We start from the raw sequence: 26,100 nt of genomic DNA on the forward strand, positions 1-26,100 counted from the left end.
GAGTAGCGTCGCCCCCATGGCGATCCCCACGGCCGTCACTCCGGTGGCGGAGATCTTCGAGCTGCGGTGGAAGGTGCTCCGCCCCGGCCTCCCCGAGGAGTCCGCGGTCTTCCCGGAGGACTCGGCTCCCGGCACCTTCCACATCGCCGCGTACGACGGGACCCGGGCGGTACGGGCCTGCGTCACCTTCTTCCCGGAACCCCTCCCCGGCTCCGGCGGCCGGACGCCCGCCCACCGCTTCCGCGGGATGGCGAGCGATCCGTCGGTCCGGGGACGGGGCTTCGGCCGGGCCGTGCTGGCGGCGGGGATCGCCGAGGCCCGCTCGCGCGGGGCCGGTGCCGTCTGGTGCCACGGCCGCACCGGCGCCCGGGGCTTCTACGAGCGCGAGGGCTTCACGGTGGCCGGTGAGGAGTTCGAGATCGAGGGCGTCGGCCCGCACGTGGTCCTGACGAGGGCGCTCGGAGACGGCGCGGACTGACCGCCGCCGGACGATCCGGACCGCGGGATCCGGCCGGAGAACCGGCCGGTCCGGGGTGTCACAGCGCCACCGTAGACTTCACCGCGTGGCAGGCAGGATCAACGACGACGATGTGAAGGCGGTCCGGGACGCGGTCCCGATCGACGCCGTCGTGTCCGAGTACCTCCAGCTCCGGAGCGCCGGCGGCGGCAACCTCAAGGGACTGTGCCCCTTCCACGACGAGAAGAGCCCGTCCTTCCAGGTCAGCCCCAGCAAGGGGCTCTACTACTGCTTCGGCTGCCAGGAGGGCGGGGACACCCTCGACTTCGTGATGAAGCTCGACCACCTCTCCTTCTCGGAGGCCGTCGAGCGGCTGGCCGCCCAGGCCGGCATCACCCTGCGCTACGAGGAGGGCGGCTACAACCCGGGCCGCCAGCAGGGCGAGAAGATCCGCCTGGTCGAGGCGCACCGGGCCGCCGCCCGCTACTACACCGAGCAGCTCGGCGGCCCCGAGGCGGAGATCGGCCGGAAGTTCCTCGCCGAGCGCGGCTTCGACCAGGCCGCCGCCGAGCACTTCGGCGTCGGCTACTCCCCGGCCGGCTGGGACCACCTCGTCCGCTTCCTGCGCGGCAAGGGCTTCACCGACAAGGAGCTGATCCTCTCCGGCCTGGCGCAGGACGGCCGCCGCGGCCCCATCGACCGGTTCCGCGGCCGGCTGATGTGGCCCATCCGCGACATCACCGGCGAGGTGATCGGCTTCGGGGCCCGCAAGCTCCGCGAGGACGACAACGGCCCCAAGTACCTCAACACCCCCGAGACCCCGCTCTACCGCAAGTCGCAGGTCCTCTACGGCATCGACCTCGCCAAGAAGGACATCGCCAAGGGCAGCCGGGCCGTCGTCGTCGAGGGGTACACCGACGTCATGGCCTGCCATCTCGCCGGGGTCACCACCGCCATCGCCACCTGCGGCACCTCCTTCGGCGGCGAGCACATCAAGATCCTCCGCCGGCTGCTGATGGACAACTCCGGCGCCGAGGTCGTCTTCACGTTCGACGGTGACGCGGCCGGCCGGAAGGCCGCGCTCCGCGCCTTCGAGGACGACCAGAAGTTCGCCGCCGAGACCTCCATCGCCATCACCCCGGGCGGTATGGACCCCTGCGAACTGCGCCTCGCCGAGGGCGACGAGGCCGTGCGCGGCCTGATCGACTCCCGCACCCCGCTGTTCGCCTTCGCGCTCCGCTCGATCGTCTCCGGGTACCACCTCGCCGCCGAGGAGGGCCAGGTCGCCGCGCTCAACGCGGGCGTGCCCGTGGTGGCGCGGATCAAGGACCGCAGCCTCCGTGACCGGTACGCCACCCGGCTCGGCGGCATGGTCGGCCTCACCTCCCCGGCCGAGGAGGAGGCCGTGCGCCGCCGGGTGCACGCCCTGGCGCGCAGCTACGAGCGCGGCGCGCCGGAACCGGCCCTGTCGGGCGCGGCGCCCGGTCCGGGACGCGGTCCGCAGGGCGGCCGGGGCCGGCAGCCGGAGGCGCAGCGTCCCGCGGCGCCCCGGGGCCCGCGGCTGGATCTGCGCAGCCCGGCCCATCGCGTCGAGCGCGAACTGCTCAAACTGGCGCTCCAGCGGCCCGACTTGGTCGCCCCCGTGTTCGACGCCTATGGAGCGGACGAGTTCACGGCCGCCCCGTACGCCACGGTGCGCGAGGCCATCGCCGAGGCGGGCGGCACGACCGGCGCGGACGACGGCTTCCTCACCCGCGCCCGCGAGGCGGCGCCGGACGACACGGTGCGTTCACTGATCACGGAGCTGGCCGTCGAGCCGCTGCTGACCCGCAAGGAGCCGGACGACTTCTACGCCGGCACCCAGCTCGCCGCCGTGCGGCTGGCCGCCGTGGACCGGCGGATCGGCCAGATCCAGGGCTCGATGCGCCGCTGCGAGGCCGGCGGCGACATGTCCGCGTACGCCTCCCTGCAGGAGGAGCTGTGGGTGCTGGAGCAGTACCGGCAGGATCTCCGGAACCGGGGCGCCGCCGCGCTCTGAGCCGCGGCGCGCCCTACTCGTTCTTCCCGGCGCCCTGTCCGCCCTTGCGCGCGGCCTCGTCGGTCATGTCGGCCGTGTCGGCGGCGGGCGGCGGTTCGACGTCCACGTCCGTGCCGAAGCCGCCGAGCTCGAGCGTCGTGGCGACGGTGACCCGCTCGGGACTCGCGCTCCGCCCCTCGCCCGGTGCGGAGGCGTCGATGTCGAGTTCCATTTTCTGCTGGCGGAGCCGCCCCTCGTCGTCCAGCCAGATGTGCAGCGGCAGGGTGTCGCCGACCGTGTCCCGCAGCGCCTCGCCCATCAGTTCGTTGTTCCGCACCAGCGACCGCACGTCCACGTCCACCTCGTAGTGCGTGGTCGCCGTGGAGCCGAGGGTCTCCTCGCCGATCCTCTCGACGTCCTTCTCGGTGATGCCCTTGGCGTAGGCGAGGGCGGCGGCCGGGTCGGCGATCTGGGCGCCGGTGCCCGCCTGCGCGCCCAGCTTGCGGAGGTCGTAGCTCATCCAGGTCTTGCCGTCGGGGAGTTGCTGACGCTGCCCGGCGGGCGGCTTCTGGTAGACGACGCCGTCCACGGTGCGCTGCTCGATCCGGGCGCCCGGGGCCTTCAGGACCATCTCGCTGGTGCCGCTCTTGAGGTCGATGACGCCGGAGCCGCGCATGACGGCTTCCTCCTCCCCGGTCCCGACCTCGGTGACCAGGGTGATCTCGGCCGTCCGGGCCTCCGCCGTCCTCTGGTAGGCGGCGGCGACCGTGCCCCCGTCCCCGCCCGCAGCGCCGTCCCCCTCACCGCCGCCTTTCCTGTCGCCGTCCTCGTCCGTCCTGGCCGGTCCGGGCGAGGCGTCGGGGCTCGCCGCCCCGTCCTCGGGGCCGCAGCCCGCCAGCAGCCCGGTGACCAGCAGTCCGCCGGCCGCGACCGCCGTGATCCGAACGCGCTTGTCCGTACGCATCGCAGAGCCTCCCTGTGGATGTGCGGAAGACGCCCTCGCGGATCCGGCCGCGGCGCGTGCGCCGGTGGCGCGGCAGAGGGCGGTCTGATGCCCTTTCGGCAGCGCGGCTACCCGGAGGACCACCCCTCCATGCGGGACGGAGGAGGGCGTCCGGACGTTCGGTTGCGGGGAGGGAGCGGAGGGTGACGGCCCCGTCCAGAAAGTGGGCGCAGGACCCTCGTACGGGGCATGTGCCGTGCCTCACACTGGTGTGCGGTGCCTGATTCCTCGGAGCGCGGCGGGTCCGGTCGACCGGTTCCCGGCCCCCGCGGATCCGCTCCTGGCGTACGGGACGGCCGGCGGCTGGGCCGCGGCCGTTCCGCCGTCGCACGCCGCCCCGACCCGGCAGCGATCCTCCTGGAGGCCGCCCCGTGCAGACCCATACCCTCGGCGGCACGGCGGCGGCCGTGTCCCCGCTGACCGTCCCGCCGCACCATCCCGGGGCGGCGGACGGCACGCCGCCCGGCGACTCCGCCGGTCCCGCCGACCCGGCCGAGGACACCGAACCGCCGCCGGGCGGCGCTCCGCCGGACGGGGCCCCGCCCGAGGACGCGTTCCCCGGCGGCCCTCCGCCTCCCGGGCCCGGGGAGCCCGCCGGCCCCGGCGGCAGCCCGGCCGGCGACCCCGCCGTCGCGGACGCCGAGCCGGATGCGGCCTCTGATCCCGTTCCGGATCCCGTTCCGGATCCCGTTCCCGAACCCGTCCCGGAGGCCGGGCCCGACGCCGAACCCCCGCCCGCTCCCGCCCGCGCGGGGGACGGCACCGCCCGTCCCGATCCCTCCGGCCCCTCCTCCGACCTCTTCCGCCAGTACCTGCGCGAGATCGGCCGCATCCCGCTCCTCTCGGCCGCCGAGGAGGTCGAGCTCGCGACCCGCGTGGAGGCCGGGCTCTTCGCCGAGGACAAGCTGAGCCGCTTCCCCGACCTCGACTCGCGGATGGCCGACGAGCTGGACCAGCTGGTGGTGCTCGGCCGGATGGCCAAACGCCGGCTGATCGAGGCCAATCTGCGCCTCGTCGTCTCCGTCGCCAAGCGCTATGTCGGCCGCGGGCTGACCATGCTCGACCTCGTCCAGGAGGGCAACCTGGGCCTCATCCGCGCCGTCGAGAAGTTCGACTACGCCCGCGGGTACAAGTTCTCCACCTACGCCACCTGGTGGATACGGCAGGCCATGTCCCGCGCCCTCGCCGACCAGGCGCGCACCATCCGGGTCCCCGTCCACGTCGTCGAACTGATCAACCGCGTCATCCGGGTACAGCGCCGCATCCTGCAGGAGCGCGGTCACGAGCCGGCGGCCGAGGAGGTCGCCGCCCATCTCGGCCTCACCCCGGAGCGGGTGGACGAGGTGCTGCGCCTCGCCCAGGAGCCGGTCTCCCTGCACGCGCCGGTCGGCGAGGAGGACGACGTGGCCTTCGGCGACCTCATCGAGGACGGCGACGCCGCGTCCCCCGTCGAGTCCGCCGCCTTCCTGCTGCTCCGCGAACATCTCGACCACGTGCTCTCCACCCTCGGCGAACGGGAGCGCAGGGTCGTCCAGTTGCGCTACGGACTGGTCGACGGCCGGCCGCGCACGCTGGAGGAGATCGGGCAGATCTTCGGGGTGACCCGGGAGCGCATCCGGCAGATCGAGTCCAAGACCCTCGGCAGACTCCGCGAACACAGCTACGCCGACCAGCTCCGCGGCTACCTCGACTGAGCCCCGGCAGGCCGCCCGCCGCAGGCATGCCGCCCCGCAGCACCGCCTCCCGTCCCGCGGACCCCGGACCGGCACCGGCGGTTCAGCGACTCGGCGACAACCCGCCCCCGCCCTTGGCCCGCGGGCAGCGGTGGTGTGGGGTGAGGACATGAGACGCCGAAGCATCCCCGCCCGCGCCCTGGTGGCCTGCGCCGTCCTGGCCCTGCTCACGGCCTGCGGCGGCGGGACCGCCGAGCGGGCGCGCCCGTCGGGGAGTTCCTCCGGCGGTACGGAGGAGAACGGAGACCCGGTGGCCACGCCGACGGCCTCCCGCCCGCCCGCCGAGGGCAAGGGCTCGGAAGATCCGGACGACATCAACGGCGACGGCCACCGCGACCTGCTCATCCCGGTGGGCGGCGGCTCCGGGACCAGCGAGCGGACACCACGCCGGGTGGCCGTCGTCTTCGGCTCTGCCGGGGGCCCGGACCCCGCCACGCGGACCGTCCACGACCGCGCGAGCCTGGTGCCGCGCCCGCGGGAGCCGGACCGGGCGCCCCGGAACGGGATCGGTCCGGCCCAGATCACCACCGCCGATCTGGACGGCGACGGCTACCCCGACTTCGTCACCCAGTACAGCGAACCCCTGACGCGGGCGGAGGCGCAGCGGGACACCGGCGGTCACGCCCAGCGCTCCGCTCTCGCGGTGAGCTGGGGCGGACCGGCCGGCCCGGCCGGACCGCGCGACGGCACCCCGCCGACCACCGTCCGCCCGGCGGGGAACACGGGCGCCGGGGGCCTCGACGCGGCGGTGCGCGGTGACTTCGACGGCGACGGCCACCACGACCTCGCGGCGCTGCGGCAGGACGGCACGGCGGTGCTCATCCTCCACGGCCCGTTCTCCCGCTCCGGCGTCCCCGCGCGCACCGACACCCGTCCGGGCACGCGGGACGCGCGCCGGCTGATCGCGGACGACATCGACCCCACGGGCGAGCCCCGCGCCACCGGCCTGCTGGTGCACCGGGGCGGCGACGGCGAACAGGTCGGCGGCCTCTTCTACACGGCGCGCCGGGGCAGCGGCCTGGCCGCCTCCGGCGAGGAAGTGCGCAAGGGCAACGCCGTGGCCTTCGGCGATTTCGACGGGGACGGCCTCCGCGATCTGGCCGTCGGTGACGACGGCGGCCGCAACGACGAGCCCGGCTACCGGACCGAGGCACCCGAGGTGCACGCCTCCCTGGCGGTCCATCCCGGCACGGGCGGTTCCCCGCGCACGGTGAAGCTCCCGGAGACCCGGAAACCGTACGGGCCGGGCGGCTACAGCGCGGCCGACCCGGACGGCGACGGACGCGACGCGCTGCTGGTGGCCACCGACGACGGGGCCCTGCTGATCGACCTGCTCGACGGCGAGGGCGACCGGCGCACGGAGGTGCTGCGCCGCGGCCCCGCCCGCGTGCCGGGCGAGCCGGACGGGAAGAGCGGCAAGAGCGGCAAGCCCGGGAAAAGCCGCGCGGTGCCCGCCGGGGAGCGGACGGCCCGCCCGTACGGCGCCGCCGACTTCGACGGCGACGGCCGGGACGAACTCGTCCTGAACTGGGCGGCCCACAGCCTGTTCGACTTCTACGGCGAGGACCCCACGCACTGGTGGATCACCCGGGGGACCGGACCTGGGAACATGACGGCCTTCACGACCACACCGTTCCTGGACGGCGACACTGCCGGTGCCGGCGACGGCGGTTGAGGAAACCGGTCCGGTGCCGGGACGGGACGGGGCGGGCCGGGCCGGGCCTCGTACGGCGCCCGCACGGGCCCGGAACCCCGGCCCGGAACCCCGGCCCGGACCCCGGCCCGGCCCCGCCCGGCCCCCGGTCCCGTCCCACCGTCAGTCCACCTCCGCGACCGCCTCCGCGAACTGCGCCGCGTACAGCCCCGCGTAGGCGCCGCCCGCCGCCAGCAGGCTCTCGTGCGTGCCCTGTTCGACGATCGCGCCGGACTCCATGACGAGGATGACGTCGGCGTCGCGGATCGTGGACAGCCGGTGCGCGATGACGAAGCTCGTGCGCCCCGCGCTGAGCCCGGCCATGGCGTGCTGGATCAGCACCTCCGTGCGGGTGTCGACGGAGCTCGTCGCCTCGTCCAGCACCAGGATCACCGGATCGGAGAGGAACGCCCGTGCGATGGTGAGGAGTTGCTTCTCGCCCGCGCTGACGCCGGTGCCGTCGTCGTCGATCACGGTGTCGTAGCCCTCGGGCAGGGTGCGGACGAAGCGGTCCGCGTGCGCGGCCCGCGCCGCCTCCTCGACCCGCTCCCGGCTCACCGCCCCCGGGTCCGCCGCCCCGTACGCGATGTTCTCCGCGATGGTGCCGCCGAACAGCCAGGTGTCCTGGAGGACCATGCCGATCCGGGAGCGCAGCTCCTCGCGCGGCAGCGCGGCGATGTCCGTGCCGTCCAGGGTGATCCGCCCGCCCGTCACCTCGTAGAACCGCATCAGCAGATTGACGAGGGTGGTCTTGCCGGCGCCGGTCGGACCGACGATCGCGACGGTCTGCCCGGGCTCGACGGTCACCGACAGGTCCTCGATGAGCGGCTTCTCCGGCCGGTAGCGGAACGCGACGTGCTCCAGGGCGACCCGGCCGCCGCGCGCCGCGGACCGCCCGGGCCCCGCCGGGGACGGGAGCGGCGCCGGCGACGGCCCGTCCGGCTCCTGCTCCTCCTCGTCCAGCAGCCCGAAGACGCGTTCGGCCGAGGCGACCCCCGACTGCAGCAGGTTGGCCATGCTCGCCACCTGCGTCAGCGGCTGGCTGAACTGCCGCGAGTACTGGATGAACGCCTGCACGTCCCCGATGGACAGCGCGCCCGAGGCCACCCGCAGCCCGCCGGCCACCGCCACCAGCACATAGCTGAGATTGCCGATGAACATCATCGCCGGCTGCATGATCCCGCTGATGAACTGGGCCCGGAAGCCGGAGCGGTACAGCGCCTCGTTCTGCTCGCGGAACGCCTCCGCCGACTCCCGCTGCCGCCCGAAGACCTTCACCAGGGCGTGCCCGGTGTACATCTCCTCGATGTGCGCGTTGAGCTGCCCGGTGGTCTTCCACTGCGCCACGAACTGCGGCTGCGCCCGCTTGCCCACGGCCGCCGCGACCGCCACCGACACCGGCACGGTGACCAGCGCGACCAGGGCCAGCAGCGGCGACACCCAGAACATCATCGCCAGCACCCCGACCACCGTCAGCAGCGCGTTGAGCAGCTGGCTCATGGTCTGCTGGAGGGTCTGCGCGATGTTGTCGATGTCGTTGGTGGCCCGGCTGAGCACCTCGCCGCGCGGCTGCCGGTCGAAGTACGCCAGCGGCAGCCGGGACAGCTTGGCCTGCACGTCCTCCCGCATCCGGAAGACGGTGCGGTTGATGGCGAGCGCGGCCAGCCTGCCCTGGACGAGCATGAAGAGGCCGGCGGCGGCGTAGACGGCGAGCGCGGTCAGCAGGACGGCGCCCACCGCGTCGAAGTCGATGCCCTGCCCGGGGGTGAAGTCCATCGCGGAGAGCATGTCGGCGATGTTGCCGTCGCCCGCGCGGCGCGCGTTCTCCACCACCTCGTCCTGGGTGGCGCCCTCCGGCGTCCGCCGGCCGATCACCCCGGCGAACACCAGGTCGGTGGCGCGGCCCAGAATGAGCGGCCCGATCACGGAGAGCGCGATACCGGCCGCGCTCATCGCCAGCATGGCGTAGAGCACCGCCCGTTCGGGGCGCAGCCGGCGCAGCAGCCGCCGTCCCGAGCCCTTGAAGTCCATGGACCGTTCGACGGGGCCGCCCATCATCCGCCCGGCCGGGCCGGGCAGGGGCGCCGGGGGACGGCGGGCCGCCGGGGTCTGCTGCGCGGTCACGCCGCGGCCTCCTCTTCGGTGAGCTGGGAGAGCACGATCTCCCGGTAGGTGGCGTTGCCCGCCATCAGTTCGCGGTGGGTGCCGGTGCCGACGACGCGGCCCTCGTCGAGGACGACGATGCGGTCGGCCTCGCGGATGGTGCTCACCCGCTGCGCGACGATCAGCACCGTCGCCTCGGCCGTCTCGCGCGCCAGAGCGGCCCGCAGCGCCGCGTCGGTGGCGTAGTCGAGGGCGGAGAAGGAGTCGTCGAAGAGGTAGATCTCCGGGCGCCGCACCAGGGCGCGGGCGATGGCCAGCCGCTGCCGCTGCCCGCCGGAGACGTTGGAGCCGCCCTGCGCGATGGGCGCCTCCAGACCCGAGCCGGTTCCCCCCTCGGCCGCCTCGGTGCCCAGCCGTTCGACGAACTCCCGGGCCTGGGCGACCTCCAGGGCGTGCCACAGCTCCTCGTCGGTCGCCTCGGGATTGCCGTAACGGAGATTGGAGGCCACCGTGCCGGAGAAGAGGTACGGCTTCTGCGGCACCAGCCCGACCGTCTCGGCCAGCAGCACGGGGTCCAGCCGCCTCACGTCCACGCCGTCGACCAGAACCTCTCCCTCGGTGGCGTCGATCAGCCGGGGTATGAGGTGCAGCAGCGTGCTCTTGCCGCTGCCGGTGGAGCCGATCACGGCCGTGGTCTCCCCGGGCCGGGCGGTCAGGGTGACGTCCCGCAGCACCGCGTCCTCGGCGCCCGGGTAGCTGAAGCCCGCGCCGCGCAGCTCCAGCGTCCCGTGGCGGCGCAGGACGCGCACCGGGTCGGCGGGCGGGACGACGCCCGGCTCGGTGGTCAGCACCTCCTGGATTCGCTCGGCGCAGACCTCGGCGCGCGGCACCATCATGAACATGAAGGTGGCCATCATCACCGACATCAGGATCTGCATCAGATAGGAGAGGAAGGCGGTCAGCGCGCCGATCTGCATGCCGCCGCTGTCGATCCGGTGGGCGCCGAACCAGAGCACGGCCACCCCGGCGACGTTCACCACCGTCATCACCAGCGGGAACATGAACGCGAGCAGCCGGCCCGTGCTCAGCGAGACGTCGGTCAGCTCGGCGTTGGCCCGTTCGAAGCGCAGCCGCTCGTAGTCGTCCTTGACGAAGGCGCGGATGACGCGGATGCCGGTGATCTGCTCCCGCAGCACCCGGTTGACGGTGTCCAGCCGCTCCTGCACCAGGCGGAACAGCGGGCGCAGCAACCGCACGACCACGGCCACCGCGATCCCCAGCACCGGCACCACGGCCACCAGCAGGCCGGACAGCGGCACGTCCTGGCCGAGGGCCATCACGATGCCCCCGACGCCCATGATGGGCGCGGCGACCATCAGCGTGAACGACATCAGCACCAGCATCTGCACCTGCTGGACGTCGTTGGTGGTCCGGGTGATCAGCGAGGGCGCCCCGAAGTGGCCGACCTCCCGCGAGGAGAAGCTCTGCACCCGGTCGAACACGGCGGCCCGGACGTCCCGGCCGACGGCCATGGCGGTCCGGGCGGCGAAGTACACCGCGCCGATGGTGCACACGGCCTGGACCAGGGTGACCGCGACCATGACACCGCCGGTGCGCAGGATGTGCCCGGTGTCGCCCTTCACCACGCCGTTGTCGATGATGTCCGCGTTGAGCGCGGGCAGGTAGAGGGCCGCGAGCGTCTGCGTGAACTGGAGCAGGACGATCAGCAGCACGGGTCGCCGGTACGGGGCGAGGCGGGAGCGCATCAGTCGGAACAGCACGGGGATCTCTCATCGGCGCGGGCGGCGGGCGGCGGGCGGAGGGGGAGGCGGTGGGGCGGTAGCGCGGCGCGGGGGACCGGACGGGCGGACGGGAACGCCTGGGGCGGGGACGGAGACCGGGCCCCGGGCGGGCCCGGCCGGGGGCGGCCGGGGGCCGCCGGTCGAAAGCGCGTCGCAATCCTCCGTCATCCGGCCGTCGAACGCGCTCGAATTCCGGCAAAGCCGGGCCGCTTACGCGCATGGCGTACAGAGGCAACCATCCGGCGGCCCGGAACCGTCTTCCCCAGTGAGCCCCGGCAGAGCACGCCCGCGCAGAGCGGGGTGCCACGGGACGGCGAGCGCGAGCACGGCGTGCCTCGGGCCGTCACTGGCCCGAATAGATGAACCCGGCCCAGTAGTAGGGCGCCCGGACCGTCCCGTCCTCCCTGGTCATCAGCGCCTCCTGCGCGGTGCGCAGCGCGGCGGCGGGGGAGAGGCCCCCGGTCAGCGCGGTGTAGAAGTGCCCCATCAGCCTGCCGGTCCACTCCTCGTCCACGCTCCACAGCGTGGAGATCACGCCCCGCCAGCCCAGCTGCAGGAAGGCGGCGGGGAAGCCCGTGCATTCGTCGGGCAGCCCGGTACCCGGCAGCGCCGTCTCGCACGCCGACAGCACCGCCAGCTCGCCGCGGGCCGCGCCCGGTTCGTCGAGGAGCTCCCCCACGGTCAGATCCTCGTCGGCCAGCACGAGGGCGCTCTCCCGGGGCTCGAACATGTTGACGTATCCGTGGCTGGAGACATGGGCGACCCGGGCCGTGCGCAGGGCCGAGCGCACCGCCGCATGCCGCGCCTGGGCCCCCGCGAGCGTGCGGCACCGGGGGAAGGCGCCGAGCACGGCCGCGCGTTCGGACTCCCCGGCCCGGAGGGCGTCCGGCGTTCCGGCGGAGGGGTCGTCGACGAACACGACGCCCGAGCCGTCGCCTTCCGTACCGTCGTCCAGCGGCCGGAACAGGGTCGCGGCGGTCGGCACGTACCGGAGGAGCAGCCTCCGCGCGGCGGGCGTACGGCCACCGGACGGTGCGGGCACCACCGCCGCGTGCAGGGGGACCAGGGACCACAGACCGCCGGGCACCACGATCACCTCCGCCGCGTCGCCCACCAGCTCGGCCAGCGGCCCGACGAGCGCTCTTCCGGCCCAGCCACACAGCGCGTTGAGCTGCCGGCGCCACCGGCGGTGCGACTCCTCGGCGGGCTCGTCGCGGCGGTCCCGGTAGGCCGCGACATAGGGCTCCAGTACGGCCAGCAGCTCGGCGGAACGGAGCTCCGGCAGGGCGCGGGCGGTGTACCGCCCCGCGCGGAGGGCGATCAGCGCGGTGCCGAAATCGGTGGTCTGCACATGGACGAGTGCGCTGCCCTCGGGGAGCGGGGGGAGCGGCGCGGTCTCCCCGCTCCCGATCCCCGGCTCCGGTGGCGGCATGCCGGCGGCCGTACCGATCTGGCGCAGCAGCCCGGCCAGCCGGGCCCGGTCCCGGCGGTGTTCCTCCGCGCCGCGCAGCCCGGCGAACGGGTCGTCTCGGGTCTCCGCGAGGCCGGCGAGCCGCGCCCGCACCTCCCGCAACTCGTCCGCGGCCCCGCCCGCACCGGCCGCGCGGGCCCGCCGGTCGACGCTCTCGTGCGTCAGCAGCGCGGAGCGCAGCCGCAGGGCCCGCCCGCGCTCCAGTACGGCGGCCGCCTCGGCGGGCCGGTCGAGACGGGCCAGCGCGTACCCGGCCAGCCCGTACGCGGCCGTGACCCGGCGGAGCCGGCTCTCCCGGTCGGCGTCGGTCCGCTGCTCCGCCAGCAGCCGGCCGGCGCTCTCCACCGCCTGCCGCGCGGACGCCGCGGCGGTTTCCCAGTGCCCGCGCTCCGCCGACCGGACGGCCAGATCCAGCGCCGCACGGAAGGCGGTGCTCGGGGTGACGGAGTGCCCCAGCCGGATGGCGTCGCGGTAGTACGCGTGACCGCGCCGGCGGGCCCGCACCCGGGCCCGCCGCGTCCCCGCGCCGTCCGAGACGGTGAGCCAGGACGCCGCCATATGTGCCATCAGCGACGGAAGGCTCATCACCCCGAGCCCGGCGCGCAGCAGTTCGCGGCCGTGCCCGATCAGCTCGCGGGCCGCCGCCCCGTCGCCCTCCCCGACCCGGGAGCCCAGCGCCTCCACCAGCGTGATCCGGGCCGAGCGGCGGATCTCCTCGCGCGGGGAGGACTCCGCCAGGGCCCGCGTGATCTCCTCCACCCTGGACAAGTAACCGTCGTCGCCGTCCCCGCCCGCGTCGCCGTCCCCGCCCGCGCCCAGGTGGTGCAGGCTGAGGAGGATGTCGGCGCGGTCCGAGAGCATCCGCTCCCGTTCGTCCTCGTCGGTGTTGGGGAACTCCAGCGCCCCGGTGTTCAGGGACAGCGCCTCTTCCAGGTCGGCCGGGTCGTCGGTGGCCCGGTGCCGTGCCCGCAGCAGGTTGGCCAGGGAGGCCATCGCCAGGGCGCGCTCGGCGTGCCGCTCTGGCAGCAGACCGAGCTGCCTGCGGGCCGCCGCCTCGGCCGCGCGCAGCTCGGCCCGGTCGCCCCCGCGCTGGTACTCGGACAGATGGCTGCCCGACACGGCCCCGAGGAGCGAGGCCCGCTCCGGCGAGCTCTCCGGGAGCGTCTCCGCGGCGGTGAACAGCACCCGCCGTCCCTCCCGCAGGTCCTCCAAGGCCCCGGTGAGGTACGAGCGCTCGCGCAGGCTCTCCGCGTACTGGTAGCGGAAGGCCCACTCGTCGCTGGTGCCGGCCCCGGCCCGTACCGCGTCACCGGCCGCCGCCACGGCCTCGTGCATCAGCTCGGGCCGCTGTGTCTGCCGCCACTGGCGCAGCAGCAGAGCGGACAGGTCGTGGGCGTGGGAGGCACGGCGCGGACAGTGGCGCGGCAGCCGGCCGAGCTCGGCCCGCAGCACGGTGACGGCCCGTGTGCAGTCCTCCTCGGTCATCGCGGCCTGCACCGCCTCGACGGCGGCGTCCGCCGGACTTCCGGTGTCCGCCGGACTTCCGGCGTCCCCCGCTCCGTCCGGCGACCCGGTGGAATCCGCAGTCCCGTCCGCCGGCTCCGCCTCCGCGCGGGCCCGGAGCTCCTCGGCGCGGGCTCGCGCCGTCTCGTCCCCCGTGAACCGGTACAGGTCGTGCAGGAGCACGAGATGGTTGCCCAGAATGCGGTGCCGCAGGTCCGGGTCGCCCGCCGCCGCGGGCCACGCCGTCTCGTAGTCCTCCGCCGCCGCGCGCAGATCACCGGGATCGCCCTGCCACGGATAGCGGTCGCCGAGCGCGTTGCCCCGCGCCAGCAGGGTGACCGCGCGGTCCTCCCCGTCGGGCGCGGTGGCGAGGGCGTCGGTGAGCGTGCCGATGGCGCGGTCGAGCGCGCCGTGGTCCCGGCGCGACCGGAAGAGCCGGATCTCGGTACGGGCCAGAGCGCGCAGCAGCTCCCCGGCCGCGTGCGGGGCGGCCGGAGCGGCGTCGCGGACGGCGGTGAGGACCCGCCGCGCCCGGTCGAGGTCGGCACCGGCACCGAGCGCGTCGAAACGCTGGACGAGCCATACGCCGAGGTCCGAGGCGTACACCACCCGGTCACCCGCCGACGCGGCTTCCTTCAGACGGCGTGTGAGATCGGCGATGGCGAAGTGCCCCACCGGATTGAAGGCATCGGTCTCGCGGGCCGCCTCACCGGCACCGACGGCGAGGACCCGGCCGAGGACGTGGTGGTGCTCGAAGTGCCGCTGCCGCTCGGCCAGTCCGGGGTCGGCCAGCCACCGGTCCAGCAGCGCGACGGCCGTCTCCAGCACGGGAATGCCGTCCGAGACGGCCAGGCGGCAGGTGGCGGGCCAGTCCGGTGCCGCGTACACCCGGTCGAGGAAGGCCCCGGCCTCGCCGGGCGTCACCTCCGCCCCCGTCACGGTCCCGCCTCCGCGGTCGCGGCGGGCGGCTCGCCGGGCCGGGGCGGAGCGGCGGGGCGCGGCGGGATGGTGGGGCGCGGCGGGATGGTGGGCGGTGCCGGTACGACCGGCGGTGCGGCGGACGGCGGGGGCGGCGCGGCGGGAGGCGGTGGCGCGGCGGGAGGCGGCGGTAACGCCCGCGGGGGAGGCCCGGGCGGCCTGGCGTTCGGCGGCCGGACCGGCGGAGAACCAGCCGCCGACGGGGAGGGGACGGCCGCCGCCGAAGGGGACACGGCCACCGGCCGGTAGGCGACCTGCAGATACGCCGACTGATCGAGCCGTACGACCACCCGGTCCCAGTCGTCCAGCGGAATCACCGCGCCCCCCTTGGGCTTCACCGTCAGTTTGGGCTTCCACAGCACCAGCACGGCGTCCGCCGGATCGGCCGAGGCGGCCGGCCAGTGCCGGACGTAGCCCGACACCCGGGTGCCGTCCTGCAGCCGGACGGACACATAGGGAACCCGGTCGTCCGGCAGGTCCTTGTCGAACACCAGCCGCCAGGGATGCACCGGGTGGTAGCGCGAGCGGGACGGCCGGTGCCCCAGCCGCCCCGCCGCCCAGGCCAGCACGCACGCCAGCGCCACATGGAGGAGCACCGTCCGGGCGATGACGGGGAGGTGCCGGGCGGGGTAGCCGTCCGGTCCGGCCGGACGGGCCAGCCACGCGCCCGCGTCCGGCAGCAGTCCCTGCCGGGCAGTGCCCAGCAGGGCGAGCAGGCACAGCGAGACCGTGGTGAAGAAAGCGCCGGCCACCAGGATTCTGGAGGCCTCGCGGAACGCGGTCTCCGGGTAGGACCGGCCGACCCGCTCCCGGGCGAACTCGTGGACCATCCCGGGAATCACCAGCAGGACGAAGACCACGACCGCCACCGAGGCGGTGAAGACCGTCACGGGGATCCGTCGCTACTCGCCGCTGCCGGGGACGTCCGGGGTGCCGGTGTCATCGATCTCACCCGAGGTGTCCGCCGGGCCCTTCTCGCGGATGCCGCTGTCGCGCTCGTCCCCGTCGTCGTAGAAGTCGTCCTCGCTGTCGCCGGGCCGATCCCCGGCCGGAGTCCCGGATGCCACGCTCGTCCTCCCGCCCGCCCCACCACGCACCAGCCGCGCGCGGTTCACCAGAGGCCCCGGAACATACCGACCCCGCCCAACCCCGGACAACCCGATCACCACGGCCGGGCCCCTGCGGCGAACGGTGAGCGACAGGCGGTCGGCGGCACCGGGCGGCGGAGGACGCCTCGTCAGTACGCGGGGCGGGCGCCCCCGGCGAGCGGCCGGCCGCCCCGTCCGCCGGAGCAGCCCTCCGCCCGGCCCGCCGCTCCCGGACGGGCCTCAGTACGCGGGCCCGGACGGGCCGAACGCTCCCGGATAGGTCTGCTCCCGCACCGCCGCGTACTGCTGCCGCACGGCCTGGCCGACCGCCAGGTCGTCGCCCGGGTCGAGCACCTCCGCCGCGGCACCCTGCCACTGCGGCGGCTCCTGCGGCGACAGCGTGCCCTGTGCCACCCCGAGCGCCCAGGCCGCCTGCCGGGCCGCGCCCAGCGCCGCGTAGTCCGCAGGCTGCGGTATGACGATCCGGGCGCCCAGCAGCGCCGGGGCCATGGCCTGGACGGCGGGCAGCGCCGCGGCGGAGCCGAGCAGGAAGACCCGCCGTACCTGGACGCCCCGCCCGCGCAGCACGTCCAGCGCGTCGGAGATCCCGCAGAGCATCCCCTCGAACGCGGCGCGCGCCAGGTGCTCCGGCTTCATGCTCTCCCGGCGCAGCCCGGACAGCGTGCCGGCGGTGTGCGGAAGATACGGCGTGCGCTCGCCCTCCAGATACGGCAGCAGCACCAGTCCGTGCGAGCCGGGCGTCGACTTCAGCGCCAGCAGGGAGAGCCCCTCGGGGTCGGTGCCCAGCAGCTCGGCGGTGCCGCGCAGGACGCGGGCCGCGTTCGAGACGTGCACCACCGGGAGATGCATCCCCGTCGCGTCGGCGAAGGAGGTGATCGTCCCCGTCGGGTCCACCAGCGCCTCGTGGTGGACGGCGAAGATCGACCCGGAGGCCCCCAGGGACACCACCGCGTCCCCGAGCCCGACGCCCAGCCCGAACGACGCCGCCATCGTCTCGCCCGTCCCGGGGGAGATCAGCAGCCCTTCGGGGGTGTAGCCGGCGGCCTCGGCCGGGCCCAGGACGTCCGGCAGTTCGACCTGCCGTCTGAGCGCCAGTTCGACCAGGTCCGGCCGGTAGGCGCCGGTGGCGGCCGACCAGTAGCCGGTGCCGGAGGCGCCGCCCCGGTCGGTCGTCTTGCGCGGCGGCCGCCCCATCAGCTGCCAGACCAGCCAGTCGTGCGGCTGGAGAATGGTGGCCGTCCGGGCCGCGGACTCCGGTTCGTTCCGCGCCAGCCAGCGCAGTTTCGCCACGGGCTGCGCCGCCTCCGGTACGGAGCCGACGGCCTCCGCCCACGCGGCGCGGCCGCCGAGGGCGTCCACCAGATCGGCGGCCGCGGCCTGGGCGCGCTTGTCGTTGCCGAGCAGGGCCGGCCGGACGAGCTCTCCGGCGGCGTCCAGCGTCAGCAGGGTGTGCTGCTGGGCGGAGACCCCGATGGCCTGGACACCTTCGAGCACACCGCCCGCCGCCGCCTCGCCCAGCGACACCAGCCAGGACTGGGGATCGATCTCGGTCCGCTTCCCGCCCGCCCCGGCGTAGCCGTCACCGGGATGCGGCGCGTACCCCTGTCTGATGACGGCACCGGTGCCGCTGTCGCAGACGACGATCCGTGTGTAGTCGGACGAACTGTCCAATCCGGCAACGATCCCCATGGCTCCAGATGATGCCCTACCGCTGTGACCACCACCTGTCGGCGCCACCCGGCCCGCCACCCCCGGCCCGGAGCGCACCCCGCGCGGCGCCGGCCGGGGCGGGCCGGCAAGAGGAGCGGGCCCAGAAGAAAGGCCGCCACCGCGCGAGGCGGAGGAGTCCGCCCCGCGCGGCAGCGGCCGCCCCGGTGAGGGGTCAGGTGCCCCAGCCGTCCTCCACCGCCGAAGCGGCCGTCCCGCCCCGCTGCTCCCGGAGCGAGCGCACCCGCTCCGAGACCGGGCCCGGCAGGCGGTCGCCGAACTTGCTGTCGACCGTCACGGCCGCCTTGGAGGCGGCTTGGCGGCCGCTCTGGGCGGCGGACTCGGCCGCGTTGCGGACTGCCGGGTTCTGCGCCGCCTGCCGCGCCATCCTGCGCAGCTGTTCGTAGCGCTCCCTACCGGCCCGGGAGCCGAGGACGTAACCGACGGCCAGTCCGGTCATGAACGTGAGCCGGTACCGCATGGCTTCCACCTTCCTTCGATGCGTACTGGGCGCCTGCCCCGGCCGCCGGGCGCTGATGCGAATACGGATTTCGGAGCACGCCCTGCCATGCGCTAATGTATTGCTCGCAGCGAGGGAACGCCCCCGGGAGAACCGTCCGGGCGGGACCGAGCAGAGCAGTCCCCTGTAGCTCAATTGGCAGAGCAGCCGGCTGTTAACCGGCAGGTTACTGGTTCGAGTCCAGTCGGGGGAGCACCGCACGAGCACAGCAGGAGGGCCCCGGTTCGGGGCCCTTTTTCTTGCGCCGTCCGCGGGTGGAACCGCGGCGCGACGTAGATCGTCCTCACAGGCAGCCCAGCGCAGCCCGTACGGGCGGCAGATCGTATGAGCGGCTATGCTGCGGCAGACGGCGCGCACACATGTGCGCGACGCGCCGTGAGGGGCGGTAGCTCAGCCGGTTAGAGCAGCGGACTCATAATCCGTCGGTCGTGGGTTCGAGTCCCACCCGCCCCACTCGGCGAACCGGGGAGCCCCGCTCCCGCCCGGTCCCCGGCCTCGGGAGGGATCCCCTCGGAGTCCCCTCGGAGTCCCCTCCGGCCGGGGTGGAGCCGGCAGGGAGCGGAGAGCTACGAAGAGTCCTTCGGCCTCTCGGGCAGCCGCGCCACGAACGTCCCGATCCCGGCCGACGGCGCCGCGTCCGCCCCTGCCGGCGGTGACTCACAGATCGTCGGGCAGGAGCCGGAACGCCGGATGGCCGGTCAAGGGGCGGACCATGCGGAAGTGGCGGTCGGTGGTGAAGACGGCGTCGGTGCGATAGGCGGCGGCGAGGGCGACGTTCATCGCGTCCGTCAGGCCGATGCCTTTGCCGTTGTCGGCGTCCGCGTATCCCTCGGCGACTGCGATCGCCGTGTTCAGGTGTTCGCCGGCAGAGGGCACCTCGAAACGGCGCGTCGCCACGTTGCGTTCGATGAACCGGGCTGCGGTCAGGGCTTTGCGGCCCCCTGCGCGCGCCGTGATCAGGTAGTCCAGTTCGGCCAGAACCATGGGGGAGACGATGAGGTGGCTGATAGCCGTCAGGGCCTTCTTGTGCTCCTGGTGTCCGGCGAGCCCGGGGTCGAGCAGGCGGTACAGGCCGTTGGTGTCGGCGATGGCGACCAGGGTCACGCGCCCATCCCCTTGAGCGTGTCCTCGATCTCCTCGTCGGTGAGCTCGGGAAGGCCGAGGTCGGGCAGGTCGATCTCTCCCATGGGATCGGTGGGGTACGGGGGGATGTCGAGGTCGCTTATGGGGACGACCCGCGCGACGGGGGTGCCGTTCTTCGTGACGGTGACGGTCTCACCGCGGGCCGCGGCGGCGAGGATTTGCGAGGACTTCTGGTTGAACTCGCGAGCAGTGGTCTCCATGTAGTACATGTTACTACGTCTGGGCGGTCCGGGTGCGGTGAGCTGGAGACCGCCGCGTCTCTGCGGCGAGCGCGCGGCGGAGGACGTGCGGTGCTCAACCGGGGGGCGGCATACCCGAGTTGGGGGTGGAGATCGTCGCCTCGTAGGATCCGGCGATGATCAGAAGAAGATGGCCGGCGGCCGTGGTGTGCGGGGTGCTCGCCGCCCTGGCTGCCGGGTTCGCCCCGGCCGGTGCGGCGGCGGACGAACCGGCGGAGAAAGAAGCCCCCAAGGTCGAGCTGGTACTCGATGTCAGCGGCTCCATGCGCGAACGCGACATCGACGGCCGGTCCCGTATGGCGGCGGCGAAACAGGCGTTCGGCGAGGTGCTGGACGCGGTCCCGGACGAGGTGCGGCTCGGCATCCGCACCCTCGGCGCCAACTACCCCGGCGACGACCGGCGCACCGGCTGCAAGGACACCGAGCTGCTCTACCCCGTCGGCCCGCTCGACCGCACCGAGGCGAAGACCGCCGTGGCCACACTGGCGCCCACCGGCTGGACGCCGATCGGCCCCGCGCTGCTGAAGGCCGCCGACGATCTGGAGGGCGGTGACGCCACCCGCCGGATCGTGCTCATCACCGACGGCGAGGACACCTGCGCCCCGCTCGACCCCTGCGAGGTCGCGCGCGAGCTGGCGGCGAAGGGGATCGGTCTCACCATCGACACCCTCGGCCTGGTCCCCGACGCCAAGACCCGGCGGCAGCTCGTCTGCATCGCCGAGGCCACCGGCGGCACCTACACCTCCGTCCAGCACGCCGAGGAGCTGTCCGGCCGGGTGAAACAGCTGGTGGACCGCGCGGCCGCCCCCGTCGTCACCCCCGTGCCCACCGAGGGCGCGGACGAGTGCGCCGAGGCCCCCGCGCTCGAACCGGGCCTCTACACCGACCGGGAGGAGTTCGGCGAGCACCGCTGGTACCGGGTGGAGGTCCCGGCCGGCCGCGAGCTGCGCGCCTCGGTGAGCATCGGCGCCGACCGGGCGGTCGACAACGACTACGGCGTGCTGCTGCGGGCCGTGACCGTGCACGGCAGGGAGATCGTCCGGGGCTCGGAGGCGGGCGACGGGCGCACGGACGTCATCTCGGCCGGGCTGCGCTATCCCACGACCATCCCGGAGGACACGGAAGCGGACGGGGACGCAGACGGGGACGGCAAGCCCGCGAGTGAGACCGTCTGCCTGCGGGTCAGCAACTCCTTCTCGGCGCCCGCCTCGGTGAAGACCACACCGGGCCTGCCCCTCGAACTGACCGTCGATCTCGTGGACGGTTCCGACGAGGCGGCCGACCCCGCCGCCTTCGGTCTCGGCCGGGGGCTGTGGCTGCTGGGCGTTCTCGCGCTCACCGGCCTGGCGGCCGGGCTGCTGTGGGGCCTGGTCGCACGCCGCCGTACCGACCTCGGGAGGAGCAGCTGATGCGGAGGACGAGAGCGCTGCGCGCCCTGGCCGGTGCCGTACTGGCCGGGGCCGCCCTCCTCACCACGGCGGGGACGGCCATGGCCGACGACCCGTCCGCGAGTCCGGGGACCGGCGGGGAGGACGGGGCGCCGACGGCGGCGGGCACCACCTTCCGGCTGGCCACGGCGATCCGGCAGGGCGAGCGGGCCGCGGCCGAGGGATCGGCGGGTGACTACTTCTACTGGGTCTTCCCCGCCGACGCCGGGCAGCGGGTCACCGTGACGGCCACCGTGAAGCTGCCCGAGTCCGCCGGCCGCCAGGGGGCGTCCCGCTGGCGGATCGACGTCCACGACGGGCTGCGCCGCCGCCAGGCGTGCGTCCACGGCAGCCAGACCAGGTCGGTCCCGGCGGACGCCGCCTCGGTGCAGCTGGCCTGCACCCTGCGGACCGTGCGGGCGTGGGCGGAGCCGTGGAGCGACGCCCCCCTGCCGGGCAGTTACTACATCCGGCTGACGGTTGTCGATCTGCCGCAGCGGGACCTCGGACTGCCGGTGCGGGCGGAGATCGAGGCCACCTCGGAGGACGCGGGCGGCGCCCATGCCGTGGACGGGAAGCTCTCCACGCCGCTCGTCCCGCTGACCGTCACCGGGCCGGACCGGGAGGACCGGGAGGACCGGGACTCCGCACAGGAGGAGCAGGAGGAGCAGGAGGAGACGGCGCAGGCCGCCGGGGCGCCCGAGGACGGCTGGTCCTCCGGATGGTGGACGGACCGCTGGATCTGGACCGCCGCCGGGGGCCTGCTCGCGGCGTTCACCACCGCGGCCGGATACTCCCTGGCCCGTGGTCCCGGCCGTCGGCCGGGCGCCCCGCCCCGGGCCTGACGCTCCGGTGCGGCCCGTACGGCGGGGCGGCGGCGATGCCGCCGGCCGGTGCCGTACGGGCCCGGAGGGCCGGGCCCCCGGCCCTCCGGGAACGCGGGCATCCGCCGTGCGGCGCCTGTGGGTACCGGGGCAGCCGGCCTCCCGGGTCGCGGGGAGGGCTTCGTCACCGCCTCCGTCACCGCCTCCGCCGGGCCGCCCCTGGAACCGCCTGCGTCGCCCGTACCCCGGCCGCATCCGCCACCGCGCCGTGAGCACCCGGCGGAGGACGGACGGCCGGGGCGTGGCCCGCGCGGTCGTGGGCACTCGTGCGGGCAAGCGCGGCAACCGAGGCAGGCGAGGCAAGGCGGCCTCCCGGCCGCGCTCTGACCAGCGGAGTGGACGGTGATGCCGGCATGAGCGGTGCCAACGGGAAGACGGGACAGGGCGGCAAGGCCGGGCGCGGACGGGAGAAAGCGCTGGTCCGGGCCCTGGTTCAGGAGGAGGGGCGGACATACGCGGAGGAGGCCGGGGTCCGGCTGAAGGACGCGCCCCAGCCGCTCTACCAGCTGATGGTGCTGTCCCATCTGCTGTCCGCGCGGATCCGCGCCGACGTCGCGGTGGCCGCCGCCCGCGCGCTCTTCGAGGACGGGATGCGCACCCCGCGCCGGATGGCGGACGCGAGCTGGCAGGAGCGGGTGGACGCGCTGGGCAAGGGCCACTACCGGCGCTATGACGAGCGGACGGCCACCCAGCTCGGCGACGGCGCCGGACTGGTGCTGGAGAAGTACCGCGGCGACCTGCGGCGGATGCGCGAGGAGGCGCGGCGGCGGGCGGACGGCGACGGGGCCGACGAGACGGCCGCCGAGAGGGAACTGCTGCAGGAGGCCCCCGGCATCGGCCCGGCCGGGGCGGACATCTTCCTCCGGGAGGTGCAGGGCGTCTGGCCCGAGGTCCGGCCCCATATCGACGGCAAGGCGCTGGACGGCGCCGCGCGGCTCGGTCTGCCGGACTCGCCCGGCGCCCTCGCGCGCCTCGTCGGCGAGGAGGACCTGCCGAGGCTCGCGGCGGGCCTGGTACGCGTCGCGCTCGACAAGGGCGCGGCCGAGCGGGTGCGGGAGGCGGCCGGCGTGTGACCCCCGTTACGGGCCCGGGGGCGCGGGTGAGCCGGGGCGGTCACTTTCGGCGGTTACTTCGCTTGTGACGTTCTGTGACGGAGACCGGAGCGACGGCGGGCGGCAGCGCTGCGCCGCGGGGCCGCGGGGCCGCGTGAAGCGGAGTCCCCGCCGTCCGTCCTCCGGTGGTCATCGTCCCGGCCGCCGACGAGCACGCGCCCACGCCCACGCCCCGCGAATCCCGGCGCCCCTGCGAACAGCACGGCCGAACCCGGCCCGTCCGGGACCCGGCGGGGACCCGGCGGGGACCGGCCCCGGAGACGAAACCGGCCCCGGGCCGCCGCGGATGGGCGGGCCGGGGCCGGCTCGGGGAGAGGACGGCCGGTGGGCGGACGGGGCGGGCTCAGGCACCCAGCCGGCCGCCGGTCAGCCGGGCCAGCGGGCCGCGCCTGCGGGCCGCGCGACGGCGCGCGACGAGCACCCCGGCACCGGCCACCGCGGCGGCACCGGCCCCGGCCGCCCCGGCGGCGATCGCCTTGCGGGCCTTGACGGCGAGCCAGGCCGTACCGGCCACCGCCGCGGCCTTCTTGGGCATGCCGGCCATGGCCTGCCCGGTGGCGGTCGCCTTCTCGGAGGTCGCCTGCGCGGTCTTGGTGGCGAGACCGCCGACCGCGGTTTTCGCCGCGGCCGCCTTCGCGGCAGCGGCCTTGGCGGCGGGGCTGTCGGCCATCTTCACCATGCCGTTGGCACCGGAGCGGGCCTGCTCACCCGTCTTGTCGGTGGCCTGCCCGGCGTTGTCCCGGGCGGCCTTGCCCGCTTTCTCGGTGCTGGTCGCGGCGGCCCGCGTACCGTTCGCGGCGTTCGTGGCCTGCGTTCCCGCCTTCTCGGTCGTGGTCGCCGCGGCGGACTTGGCGCCTCCCGCCCGTCCGCCCGCGTTCGTCTTCTTGCCGTTCTGGTTGGATACGTCCTTGTTCTCAGCCATGGCCTCCGCCTTACCGCTACGCAGAGCGACAAACGCATGGCTGTTCCGGCACCTCCGGTGCCCGGTCTCCCGGGGCCTGTCATGAGATCCGGAAAGAAGGGCAGGAGTGCGGGTGTGTAGGACGAATGGGCCGGGGTAGACGCCCCTTCACCCCCGGATGGACGAGCAAGACGAGCATGGAGGCCACTATGGACACCACGGCAAGCACGGTTTCGATGGCGGTCTCGGAGATCGAGTCGGAAGCCGGCGCCGCGGCGACCGTGGGGGAACTGCCCTGGATCGAGGACCCGACCAAGGTCGCGCCCCAGGATGCCCGGGAGCTGTCCAAGCTGTTCTTCGACCGGCTCGCCGAGCTGGAAGAGGGGACGCACGAGTACCAGTACGCGCGCAACTCCCTGATCGAGCTGAACCTCTCCCTGGTCCGGTTCGCGGCCCGCCGCTTCCGCAACCGCTCGGACGAGATGGAGGACATCGTCCAGGTCGGCACCATTGGGCTGATCAAGGCGATCGACCGGTTCGACCTGAGCCGCGAGGTCGAGTTCACCACCTTCGCCGTGCCCTACATCGTCGGCGAGATCAAGCGGTTCTTCCGCGACACCAGCTGGTCCGTGCACGTTCCGCGCCGGCTGCAGGAGCTGCGGATCGAGCTGGCGAAGGCCAATGACGAGCTGTCGCAGCGGCTGGACCGCTCCCCGACCCCCGAGGAGCTGGCCAAGCACCTGAACCGGACGGTCGACGAGGTGCTCGAGGGCATCGTCGCGAGCAACGGCTACGCCGCCGGCTCGTTGGACATGCCGGTCGAGGACGGCGGGGAGAACTCCCGCGGCAACACCCTGGCCGACCTGCTCGGCGACGTGGACCCCGCGCTGGAGACCATCGAGAACCTGCACGCCCTGAAGCCGCTGCTGGAGAACCTGGGCGAGCGCGACCGCACCATCCTGGAGCTGCGCTTCGGCCAGGAGATGACGCAGTCGGAGATCGGCGCCGAGCTGGGCATCTCGCAGATGCACGTCTCACGGCTGCTCTCCCGCACGCTCCGCGAGCTGCGCGCCGGGCTCGTCCCGAACCAGGCGTGAACCCGGCGGTTCCCGCCGCCACTTGGTAAAGCCTCCCGGGCTTTCCGCACTCTTCCCGGCTGTGCCGACCGGACCGATCCGGTCGGCACAGCCGTTTTGGGCGCCACATCCCCGTTTTTGTGCGCACCGCCGCTCAGCCCTTTGTCTTTGTTGTCTTTGCGCCCGCCTTTCCCGGGGGGAACGGATCGGTCGTTCCGGGAAGGAGTCCGGAGAATACGGCGCAGGCGGTGAAGGCGGTGAAGGCGGTGAAAGCGGCGGGGACGGCGGGGACGGCGGGGATGGCGGGGACGACAGAGGGGCCGACCGGAATATCCGGTCGGCCCCTGAGCCATCCCCTGATTCTTCTCAGTCGAGGTGAACCCCGGTTCTACCAGCGGTACCAGCGGCCTCGCCGGCCGCCCGCACCCGCGGGCCGGACGAAGAAGCCCACGAGCCAGAGAACCAGCACGATCACCGCGATCCACCACAGTGCTTCGAGTGCGAATCCCGCCCCGAAAAGGAGCAGGGCCAGAAGGAGAACGAGTAGAAGCGGAACCATGTTTATCAACCTCCATGGAAGCTTGTGCCCCTGAGGTTCCCGTACACACGGCCGCATTCCGGTTAGTTTTCCGGGTTCGGGGGAATCCTGCCGCCCTTTTTCTCCCCTCGCCACCCGGTCGGCGGAATTTCCGGAACGGGGATCCGGCGGAGCTCAGCCCTCGCGGTCGTCGGAGGGCGCCCGCACGATCACGACCGTGCACGGAGCGTGGTGGGTGACGTGCTGGCTCACCGAACCGAGCAGGGCGCCCTTGAAGCCGCCCAGCCCGCGGCTGCCGACCACCAGCAGTGACGCGCCGCGGGCCGCCTCCAGGAGCACCTGCACCGGCCCGCCCGCCTGGGTGAGTGCGCGGACCCGCACCGGCGGCTCCTTCCCGACCGCCTCCTCGACGGCGGTCAGCAGGGTCTGCTGCGCGCTCTCCTCCAGGGTCGCGTCGGTGGGGGCGGTCGGCGGCATCATCCCGCCCCAGGTGACATAGCCCGGCCACTCCCAGGACATGATCGCGTCCACCTCGGCGCCCGTGAGCTCCGCCTGCCGGACGGCCCAGCGCAGGGCCTCCCGGGAGGGCTCCGAGCCGTCCACTCCCACCACGATCCGGTTTTCCGTCCGGTCCGCCACTGGCTGCCTCCTGGGCTCTGGGTAAGGCGTCTGTCTGTCTTGTTC

General features: G+C 74.3%; 21 protein-coding genes and 2 tRNA genes. 10 read left to right on the top strand and 13 right to left on the bottom strand.

Translation table 11 applies throughout. From position 1 onward, the window contains the following. Window positions 1–16 precede the first annotated feature (16 nt). Both LIX60_RS22760 and dnaG read left to right on the top strand, forming a co-directional pair. A complete protein-coding gene (locus LIX60_RS22760) occupies window positions 17–478 on the top strand; it encodes a GNAT family N-acetyltransferase (protein ID WP_227960138.1) in 462 nt (153 codons plus the stop codon). A gap of 85 nt (window positions 479–563) precedes the next feature. After that, window positions 564–2,495 carry a DNA primase gene (gene dnaG, locus LIX60_RS22765; protein WP_227960139.1) on the top strand — a complete coding sequence of 644 codons (1,932 nt, stop codon included), beginning with the start codon at window positions 564–566 and terminating at the stop codon, window positions 2,493–2,495. Between the two features lie 13 nt (window positions 2,496–2,508). On the opposite strand, the gene LIX60_RS22770 is transcribed toward dnaG, so the two are convergent. Further along, window positions 2,509–3,438 (bottom strand): hypothetical protein, encoded by a 930-nt coding sequence (locus LIX60_RS22770; RefSeq protein ID WP_227960140.1) that lies wholly within the window; start codon window positions 3,436–3,438, stop codon window positions 2,509–2,511. A gap of 410 nt (window positions 3,439–3,848) precedes the next feature. On the opposite strand from LIX60_RS22770, the gene LIX60_RS22775 reads away from it, so the two are divergent. Further along, the gene (locus LIX60_RS22775; protein ID WP_227960141.1) at window positions 3,849–5,171 is read left to right on the top strand and encodes an RNA polymerase sigma factor; all 1,323 of its coding nucleotides are present in this window, start codon (window positions 3,849–3,851) and stop codon (window positions 5,169–5,171) included. 148 nt (window positions 5,172–5,319) lie between these two features. Further along, entirely contained in the window at window positions 5,320–6,885 is a 1,566-nt protein-coding gene (locus LIX60_RS22780) for an FG-GAP and VCBS repeat-containing protein (RefSeq protein WP_265584909.1), read from the top strand. 141 nt (window positions 6,886–7,026) lie between these two features. Here the strand turns inward: LIX60_RS22780 and LIX60_RS22785 are convergent, their stop codons facing one another. The 7 genes from LIX60_RS22785 to LIX60_RS31525 form a co-directional block, all read right to left on the bottom strand. Next, window positions 7,027–8,982 carry an ABC transporter ATP-binding protein gene (locus tag LIX60_RS22785; protein WP_308102087.1) on the bottom strand — a complete coding sequence of 652 codons (1,956 nt, stop codon included), beginning with the start codon at window positions 8,980–8,982 and terminating at the stop codon, window positions 7,027–7,029. A gap of 41 nt (window positions 8,983–9,023) precedes the next feature. Then, the gene (locus LIX60_RS22790; RefSeq protein WP_227960143.1) at window positions 9,024–10,787 is read right to left on the bottom strand and encodes an ABC transporter ATP-binding protein; all 1,764 of its coding nucleotides are present in this window, start codon (window positions 10,785–10,787) and stop codon (window positions 9,024–9,026) included. A 364-nt stretch (window positions 10,788–11,151) separates the two neighbouring features. Beyond that, a complete protein-coding gene (locus LIX60_RS31795) occupies window positions 11,152–14,721 on the bottom strand; it encodes a CHAT domain-containing protein (protein WP_227960144.1) in 3,570 nt (1,189 codons plus the stop codon). Continuing rightward, window positions 14,718–15,650 carry a DUF6338 family protein gene (locus LIX60_RS22800; RefSeq protein WP_227960145.1) on the bottom strand — a complete coding sequence of 311 codons (933 nt, stop codon included), beginning with the start codon at window positions 15,648–15,650 and terminating at the stop codon, window positions 14,718–14,720. Before LIX60_RS22800 ends, LIX60_RS31795 begins: the two co-directional genes overlap by 4 nt. A 12-nt stretch (window positions 15,651–15,662) precedes the next feature. Beyond that, window positions 15,663–15,827 carry a hypothetical protein gene (locus LIX60_RS22805; protein ID WP_227960146.1) on the bottom strand — a complete coding sequence of 55 codons (165 nt, stop codon included), beginning with the start codon at window positions 15,825–15,827 and terminating at the stop codon, window positions 15,663–15,665. A 261-nt stretch (window positions 15,828–16,088) separates the two neighbouring features. Then, a complete protein-coding gene (locus LIX60_RS22810; protein WP_095757422.1) occupies window positions 16,089–17,558 on the bottom strand; it encodes an FGGY family carbohydrate kinase in 1,470 nt (489 codons plus the stop codon). Window positions 17,559–17,751: 193 nt separating this feature from the next. Further along, window positions 17,752–18,057 (bottom strand): hypothetical protein, encoded by a 306-nt coding sequence (locus LIX60_RS31525; protein WP_019709154.1) that lies wholly within the window; start codon window positions 18,055–18,057, stop codon window positions 17,752–17,754. 159 nt (window positions 18,058–18,216) lie between these two features. Between LIX60_RS31525 and LIX60_RS22820 the strand changes: the two genes are divergently transcribed. Both LIX60_RS22820 and LIX60_RS22825 read left to right on the top strand, forming a co-directional pair. Continuing rightward, window positions 18,217–18,289: transfer RNA gene (locus tag LIX60_RS22820), tRNA-Asn, on the top strand. A gap of 186 nt (window positions 18,290–18,475) precedes the next feature. Then, window positions 18,476–18,549: transfer RNA gene (locus LIX60_RS22825), tRNA-Ile, on the top strand. Between the two features lie 204 nt (window positions 18,550–18,753). Here LIX60_RS22825 and LIX60_RS22830 read toward each other — a convergent pair. Beyond that, window positions 18,754–19,200, bottom strand: coding sequence for a PIN domain-containing protein (locus LIX60_RS22830; RefSeq protein ID WP_125623647.1), 447 nt, complete (start codon window positions 19,198–19,200; stop codon window positions 18,754–18,756). Then, on the bottom strand, window positions 19,197–19,439 hold the full coding sequence (locus LIX60_RS22835; RefSeq protein ID WP_039821370.1) for a type II toxin-antitoxin system Phd/YefM family antitoxin: 243 nt from the start codon (window positions 19,437–19,439) through the stop codon (window positions 19,197–19,199). The genes LIX60_RS22830 and LIX60_RS22835 overlap by 4 nt, the downstream gene beginning before the upstream one ends. 155 nt (window positions 19,440–19,594) lie before the next feature. On the opposite strand from LIX60_RS22835, the gene LIX60_RS22840 reads away from it, so the two are divergent. The 3 genes from LIX60_RS22840 to LIX60_RS22850 all read left to right on the top strand — a co-directional run bounded on the left by LIX60_RS22840 (window position 19,595) and on the right by LIX60_RS22850 (window position 22,862). Continuing rightward, window positions 19,595–20,887 (top strand): VWA domain-containing protein, encoded by a 1,293-nt coding sequence (locus LIX60_RS22840; protein WP_227960147.1) that lies wholly within the window; start codon window positions 19,595–19,597, stop codon window positions 20,885–20,887. Then, on the top strand, window positions 20,887–21,750 hold the full coding sequence (locus tag LIX60_RS22845; protein WP_227960148.1) for a hypothetical protein: 864 nt from the start codon (window positions 20,887–20,889) through the stop codon (window positions 21,748–21,750). Before LIX60_RS22840 ends, LIX60_RS22845 begins: the two co-directional genes overlap by 1 nt. A 392-nt stretch (window positions 21,751–22,142) precedes the next feature. Continuing rightward, the gene (locus tag LIX60_RS22850) at window positions 22,143–22,862 is read left to right on the top strand and encodes an endonuclease (protein WP_227960149.1); all 720 of its coding nucleotides are present in this window, start codon (window positions 22,143–22,145) and stop codon (window positions 22,860–22,862) included. Window positions 22,863–23,244: 382 nt separating this feature from the next. Here LIX60_RS22850 and LIX60_RS22855 read toward each other — a convergent pair whose 3' ends face one another. After that, on the bottom strand, window positions 23,245–23,823 hold the full coding sequence (locus LIX60_RS22855) for a hypothetical protein (RefSeq protein ID WP_227960150.1): 579 nt from the start codon (window positions 23,821–23,823) through the stop codon (window positions 23,245–23,247). 215 nt (window positions 23,824–24,038) lie between these two features. On the opposite strand from LIX60_RS22855, the gene LIX60_RS22860 reads away from it, so the two are divergent. Continuing rightward, the gene (locus tag LIX60_RS22860) at window positions 24,039–24,899 is read left to right on the top strand and encodes a SigB/SigF/SigG family RNA polymerase sigma factor (protein WP_227962877.1); all 861 of its coding nucleotides are present in this window, start codon (window positions 24,039–24,041) and stop codon (window positions 24,897–24,899) included. A 367-nt stretch (window positions 24,900–25,266) separates the two neighbouring features. Here the strand turns inward: LIX60_RS22860 and LIX60_RS22865 are convergent, their stop codons facing one another. Both LIX60_RS22865 and LIX60_RS22870 read right to left on the bottom strand, forming a co-directional pair. Further along, on the bottom strand, window positions 25,267–25,437 hold the full coding sequence (locus tag LIX60_RS22865) for a DUF5670 family protein (protein ID WP_227960151.1): 171 nt from the start codon (window positions 25,435–25,437) through the stop codon (window positions 25,267–25,269). A 153-nt stretch (window positions 25,438–25,590) separates the two neighbouring features. Then, the gene (locus tag LIX60_RS22870; protein WP_227960152.1) at window positions 25,591–26,055 is read right to left on the bottom strand and encodes a universal stress protein; all 465 of its coding nucleotides are present in this window, start codon (window positions 26,053–26,055) and stop codon (window positions 25,591–25,593) included. Between the last annotated feature and the right edge of the window lie 45 nt (window positions 26,056–26,100).

Source organism: Streptomyces sp. S07_1.15 (assembly GCF_020739505.1).
In the GTDB taxonomy this organism is placed as follows: domain Bacteria; phylum Actinomycetota; class Actinomycetes; order Streptomycetales; family Streptomycetaceae; genus Streptomyces; species Streptomyces xinghaiensis.